The 5,135-nt window shown below is 62.5% G+C and carries 6 protein-coding genes and 2 pseudogenes; 3 read left to right on the top strand and 5 right to left on the bottom strand.

Translation table 11 applies throughout. From position 1 onward, the window contains the following. A pseudogene (locus INT12_RS30305) lies at nucleotides 1-241 on the bottom strand (energy transducer TonB); the annotation flags it as partial. Nucleotides 242-243: 2 nt separating this feature from the next. After that, nucleotides 244-651: an ExbD/TolR family protein gene (locus INT12_RS30300; protein WP_005786670.1), complete on the bottom strand. Its 408-nt coding sequence runs from the start codon at nucleotides 649-651 to the stop codon at nucleotides 244-246. A 190-nt stretch (nucleotides 652-841) separates the two neighbouring features. Here INT12_RS30300 and INT12_RS30295 point away from each other — a divergent pair, with 190 nt between their 5' ends. Further along, complete coding sequence (locus tag INT12_RS30295) at nucleotides 842-1,396, top strand: GNAT family N-acetyltransferase (RefSeq protein ID WP_193059163.1); 555 nt, start codon at nucleotides 842-844, stop codon at nucleotides 1,394-1,396. Then, nucleotides 1,393-2,967: an alkaline phosphatase D family protein gene (locus tag INT12_RS30290; RefSeq protein WP_193041132.1), complete on the top strand. Its 1,575-nt coding sequence runs from the start codon at nucleotides 1,393-1,395 to the stop codon at nucleotides 2,965-2,967. The genes INT12_RS30295 and INT12_RS30290 overlap by 4 nt, the downstream gene beginning before the upstream one ends. Here INT12_RS30290 and INT12_RS30285 read toward each other — a convergent pair. Then, on the bottom strand, nucleotides 2,964-3,590 hold the full coding sequence (locus tag INT12_RS30285; RefSeq protein ID WP_017846825.1) for a hypothetical protein: 627 nt from the start codon (nucleotides 3,588-3,590) through the stop codon (nucleotides 2,964-2,966). The two genes, INT12_RS30290 and INT12_RS30285, sit on opposite strands and share 4 nt — an antisense overlap. Before the next feature lie 89 nt (nucleotides 3,591-3,679). Between INT12_RS30285 and INT12_RS30280 the strand changes: the two genes are divergently transcribed. Further along, on the top strand, nucleotides 3,680-4,612 hold the full coding sequence (locus INT12_RS30280) for a LysR family transcriptional regulator (RefSeq protein ID WP_126586539.1): 933 nt from the start codon (nucleotides 3,680-3,682) through the stop codon (nucleotides 4,610-4,612). A 36-nt stretch (nucleotides 4,613-4,648) separates the two neighbouring features. Here INT12_RS30280 and INT12_RS30275 read toward each other — a convergent pair. Together INT12_RS30275 and INT12_RS30270 are read right to left on the bottom strand one after the other, a co-directional pair. Next, nucleotides 4,649-4,906: pseudogene (locus tag INT12_RS30275) on the bottom strand (PA2817 family protein); the annotation flags it as partial. A 35-nt stretch (nucleotides 4,907-4,941) separates the two neighbouring features. After that, nucleotides 4,942-5,135, bottom strand: a 194-nt coding sequence (locus tag INT12_RS30270) for a PA2817 family protein (protein WP_319018070.1), incomplete at its 5' end; no start/stop codon positions are given.

Here is a 5,135-nt window from a genome sequence, read left to right as displayed (position 1 = left end):
GTGGTGGAGGGGCCGGCTCGGCCTCTTCGTCCTCGATCACCGGCGGTGGCGGTGCTTGCTCCACCACGGGTGGCGGCACCACCTCGGGCTCCGGCTCGACCAATGCCAACTCGACCGCCGACTCGTCGTACACCGGCTCGACCTTCAACGTCTGGGACTGGATACCCAGTGCAATCAGCACCAGGGCGATCAGGGCCGGGACACTGCCCAGCAGCCGACGCGCACGAAACAGGACGTACATGATCAGGACTTACGCGTGGCGATGGACACGGAGGTAAAGCCACCCAGACGCAGGGTGTCCATCACCTCCACCAGGCGCGAAACCTCCACGCCCTTGTCGCTGTTGACGATGATCGTCGACTTGGTATCCGGCTTTTCCGCCGCCTTCAGCGCCGGTACCAGAGCGTCGACCGTGAGGTCCTTGCCATCCAGTTGCAACTGGCCTTCCAGGCCCAGGGTGAGGATGAATTTGTTCTGCGGCTTGAGCTGCTGCGAACTGCTGGCGCTGGGCAGTTGAGTCTTCATGCCGAGTGCCGGAATCACGTTCAGACTCACGAGTACGAAAAACACCAGGAGGAACATCATCACGTCGATCATCGGGATCAGTTCGATGTGTGCCTTGCGTTTTTTCGGTTCATCCCAGGTTCTCATTCCGCTACCCCGTTATTGAATTAGGGGCGACACGCTAACAACGGAAAATGACCGAACGGTTAACTTTAATTTACGTTTTGACGTGTCTAGGACGTGTCTTACAGATTGGTTTCCGGTCACTTCCACGAAGTAATGAAACTGAAACGCCGGGGGTACATTCTCGAAAAATTTACACCGAGAGCCGTCTTGTATGAGTCAGTCATTGCCGCATTTGTTGACTTCGCGTTTACTGTTGCGGGCGCTGGAAAGCGACCAGGCCGCGGTACTTTCCAGCCTCGCCAACGGGCCGAAGATTGCTGACAACACGGCCAACATTCCATCGCCCTATACCCTGGAAACGGCCCGGACGTTTATTGACGAGATGCAAGACAAATACCGCGCCGGCGATCTGTTGAGCCTGGGCATGCACCTGCGCGAAACCGGCGAATTGATCGGTATCGTCAGTCTGCGTCTCAATGCGCGTCACCACTACGGGCCCCTGGGTGGATGGGTGGCGGCGCACTGTCGCAACCAAGGCTATGCGGCCGAGGCGGCGCGTGCGGTGATGGACTTCGGGTTCACCGAACTGGGCCTGTACCGAGTGGGCAGCCAATGCTTTGGCCGCAACAAGGAGTCGGCGCGGGTCATGGAGAAAATCGGCCTGCTGTACGAAGGCTGTATGCGCGCCGCGTTTCTCAAGAATGGGGTGTATGAGGACTTGCTCGGGTTTGCGACCGTGCGCAATGACTGGGAGCGCCTGGCGTGAGTCGCGCGGTTGACCATGATCGGCGCCGGGTGCTGGCCGGGCTGGCGCTGGCCACCACCTTTTCGATCCTCAGCCCGTTTGCCCGCAGTGCGGGGATCGATTATCCGTTCACGTTGGGCGTGGCCTCGGGTGATCCGTTGCCGGATGGTTTCGTGATCTGGACGCGCCTGGCGCCGTTGTTCAATGCGGCGGACGGTCGCGGCGGGTTGGCGCGTGCGGTGCCGGTGCGTTGGCGGGTCGCCAGCGATGCGGGGATGACGCGCATTGTGAGGCAGGGTGAGGTGATGGCGAGTGAGCGCTTTGCCCACTCCGTGCATGTGGAGGTCGCGGGGCTGGAAGCCGGCAGGCCGTATTGGTATCAGTTCGAAGGGCTGGGGGCGCAGAGCGCGGTAGGGCAGTCGCGTACCGCGCCGGCTTTGCATGCCCTGGCGACGGCGCGCTTGGGGTTCGTGTCGTGCTCCCACTGGGAACGCGGGTACTTCAGTGCCTATCGTCACCTGGCGGCGGAGCAGCCGGACCTGGTGTTTTTCCTCGGTGACTATATCTACGACAGTTCCTACGCGGCCGATTCGGGAAAAGTCATTCGTTCCCACGGCAGCGGCAACGCGCTGACCCTGAGCGACTATCGCAACCGCTATGCGCTGTACAAGACCGATCCGGATCTCCAGGCCTTGCACGCGGCGGCGCCCAGCGTGGCGACCTGGGACGATCACGAGGTGCAGAACGACTATGCCAGCCGCTGGTCCCAGGACCCGAAGGTTGCCGTGGCGCAGTTTCTCAAGCAGCGGGCGGCGGCGTATCAGGCCTATTACGAGCATATGCCGCTGCGCGTGAGCAGCCTGCCCAACGGGCCGGATATGCGCGTTTATCGGCGCCTGGACTACGGCCGCCTGGCGCGTTTCCATGTGCTCGACGGTCGACAGTATCGCTCCGAGCAACCGTGCATTCAGGCCAACGGCAGCCATCAGGGCCACATCGCCGCCAACACCTGCAGCGACTTGCGCGACCCCGCTCGCACCATGCTCGGTTGGCAGCAGGAGGCCTGGCTGGACCAAGGGTTTGCCCAGTCGAAAGCGCAATGGAACGTGATCGCCCAGGACTTGCTGGTGGCGCCGCTGCTGCAGCGCGACCTGACCCAGCACACGCTGGGCCATTGGACCGATGGTTGGGATGGCTACATGGCGAACCGTTCACGAATGCTCGCGTCCATCGCGCGCCATCAGGTCAACAACCCGGTGTTCTGGGGCGGCGATATACATTCATTCTGGGCCACCGATTTGCATGCCGATGCCAACAACCCGGACTCGCCCGTGCTCGCCACCGAGTTCGTCGGCACCTCGGTGACCTCCGATGGGCCGCCTTACGACGCCTTCACCCAGATGCTGCCGCAGAATCCTCATGTGAAGTTTTTCGACAGCCGCCAGCGCGGGTATGTATCGGTGACGCTGGATGCCCAGCGCATGCTCACGCACTTTCGTGTGATTACCGATCCGCGTGACCCGGCCGCCACGGTGTCGACGCTCAAGTCGTTCGTGGTGGAACCGGGGCGGGCCGGGGCGATCGCGGTTTAATCCAGGCTGTAGCGCACCGACAGCGTGCCCTTTTTCTCCGACACGGCCAGGATCGTCACCTGGCCCAATTCGCCTAATGCCTGGACATGCGTGCCACCACAGGCATACGCGGGCAACTCGCCGAAGCCGACTTCGCGGATGCCGTCTTCCAGGCGCATCTGGCGCGGGTAGTCGGCGGCGATCCAGTGGTCGAGCTGTTGTTGAAGCGTGTCGGCCTCCATGGCTTGTGCGCTTTCGCCGCGGATAAAGGTGATCTTGCCTTCGCCCGGCCAGTGGTGGGCCTTGATCGGCATCCAGCCCAACGCCTCGCCGGCGTTGCCGATCAAGTGTCCGGCGGAATGCAGGCGGGTGTGCAAGGCACGGCGTGGTGCATCGACCCGTGCGTTGATCGGGCCCGGTTCTACGGGCTGGTCGAGGTAATGCACCACGCGCTCCGCCTCCTGGGTCACCCGCAGCACCCGGCTGTCGCCCAGCCAGCCGGTGTCGAATGGCTGGCCGCCGCCCTGGGGGTGGAAAATCGTCGACTGCAGCGTGACCGCAAACTGCTCTTCGTGGGCGGTGCAGCTCAGCACTTCAAGCTCGGCGGTCAGGTGGTCGTGGGTGAAAAACAGGCGCTCGGTCATCGTCTACATCCGCATCAAGGTTCTGCGGGCAGTATAAATAGTGCGCAGATGGGTGATAATCCGTTCAATTATCAATGGACTTGTGCGTCATGAGCATCAATCTTCCTTTGCCGCTGCTGGGTGAAATGGCGATTTTCGTCAAAGTGGTGGAAGCCGGCAGTTTTTCTGCGGCAGCGCGACAACTGGGCGTGTCGCCTTCGGCGGTGAGCCGCAGCATCTCGCGTCTCGAACAGGCGTTGGCCACGCGCCTGCTGCAACGCACCACGCGCAAACTGCGTTTGAGCGAGGGCGGCGAAGAGGTGTTCAAGCGTTGCCAGGAGATGGTCAACGCGGCGCGCTCGGTGATGGAAATCAGCGGCCAGTTCACCCACGAGGCCGAGGGCTTGGTGCGGGTCAGCGTGCCCAAGGCGGTGGGGCGGTTCGTGGTGCATCCGCATATGCCGGAATTCTTGCGGCGCTATCCCAAGGTCGATGTGCAGTTGATCCTTGAGGACCGGCAGGTGGACCTGATCGATGACAACGTCGACCTGAGTATCCGTATCACCGACAGCCCGCCGCCGGGCCTGGTGGGGCGGCAATTACTGCCCATCGAACACGTGCTGTGCGCGACGCCGCAGTACCTGGCCGAGCACGGCACGCCGAGTCATCCCCATGATCTGCTGGCGCACAGCTGCATCTACCTGGGCGAAACCCCGGGGGACTCGCGCTGGAAGTTTCGCCGGGCGGGCAAGGCGGTCACGGTGGGCGTGCGGGGGCGGTATGCGGCGAACCACACCGGCGTGCGCCTGGATGCGGTGTTGCAGCATGTGGGGATTGGCAGCTTGCCGTACTTCACGGCGCGGCATGCGTTGGATGAGGGGCGCCTGGTGCAGGTGTTGCCTGAGTGGGACTTTATTGCGTCCTACCATGGCGAGGCCTGGCTGCTGCACTCGCCGACGCGGTACCTGCCGCCGAAGGTGCGGGTGTTCATTGATTATCTGGTGGCGTGCATGGCCACCGAGCCGACGCTGCGCCGAGGGTAGTGTGGGAGGGGGCTTGCCCCCTCCCACATTGAATGATCAGTGCTTGCTCTGGTCCTGCGGCATCGCCAGCAGCTGTTTTTCCTGGTTCCAGTCGAACGGTTCGTCGTTCTGTTCGGCTTCAAAGCGACGCTCTTCCAGGGCCTGGTACAGGTCCAGCTCTTCGTCGGGCATGAAGTGCAGGCAATCGCCGCCGAAGAACCACAGCAGGTCGCGTGGCACCAGATGGGCGATTTGCGGGTAACGCAGGATGACCTGGCTCATCATGTCCTGGCCCAGGTACTGGCTCTCGGTAGTGTGGGAGGGGGCTTGCCCCCTCCCACATTGAATGATCAGTGCTTACTCTGGTCCTGCGGCATCGCCAGCAGCTGTTTTTCCTGGTTCCAGTCGAACGGTTCGTCGTTCTGTTCGGCTTCAAAGCGACGCTCTTCCAGGGCCTGGTACAGGTCCAGTTCTTCATCGGGCATGAAGTGCAGGCAATCGCCGCCGAAGAACCACAGCAGGTCGCGTGGCACCAGATGGGCGA

Origin of the sequence: Pseudomonas sp. K8, from assembly GCF_014889455.1 — a bacterium.
In the GTDB taxonomy this organism is placed as follows: Bacteria; Pseudomonadota; Gammaproteobacteria; order Pseudomonadales; family Pseudomonadaceae; genus Aquipseudomonas; species Aquipseudomonas veronii.
This window is presented reverse-complemented; position numbering and strand designations above follow the sequence as displayed.

What these genes read in the sequence shown, in the direction of transcription:
- INT12_RS30295 (WP_193059163.1), top strand. Translation starts at nt 842, where the DNA reads ATGAGTCAGTCATTGCCGCATTTGTTGACTTCGCGTTTACTGTTGCGG.
- INT12_RS30300 (WP_005786670.1), bottom strand. Translation starts at nt 651, where the DNA reads ATGAGAACCTGGGATGAACCGAAAAAACGCAAGGCACACATCGAACTG.
- INT12_RS30280 (WP_126586539.1), top strand. Translation starts at nt 3,680, where the DNA reads ATGAGCATCAATCTTCCTTTGCCGCTGCTGGGTGAAATGGCGATTTTC.
- INT12_RS30285 (WP_017846825.1), bottom strand. Translation starts at nt 3,590, where the DNA reads ATGACCGAGCGCCTGTTTTTCACCCACGACCACCTGACCGCCGAGCTT.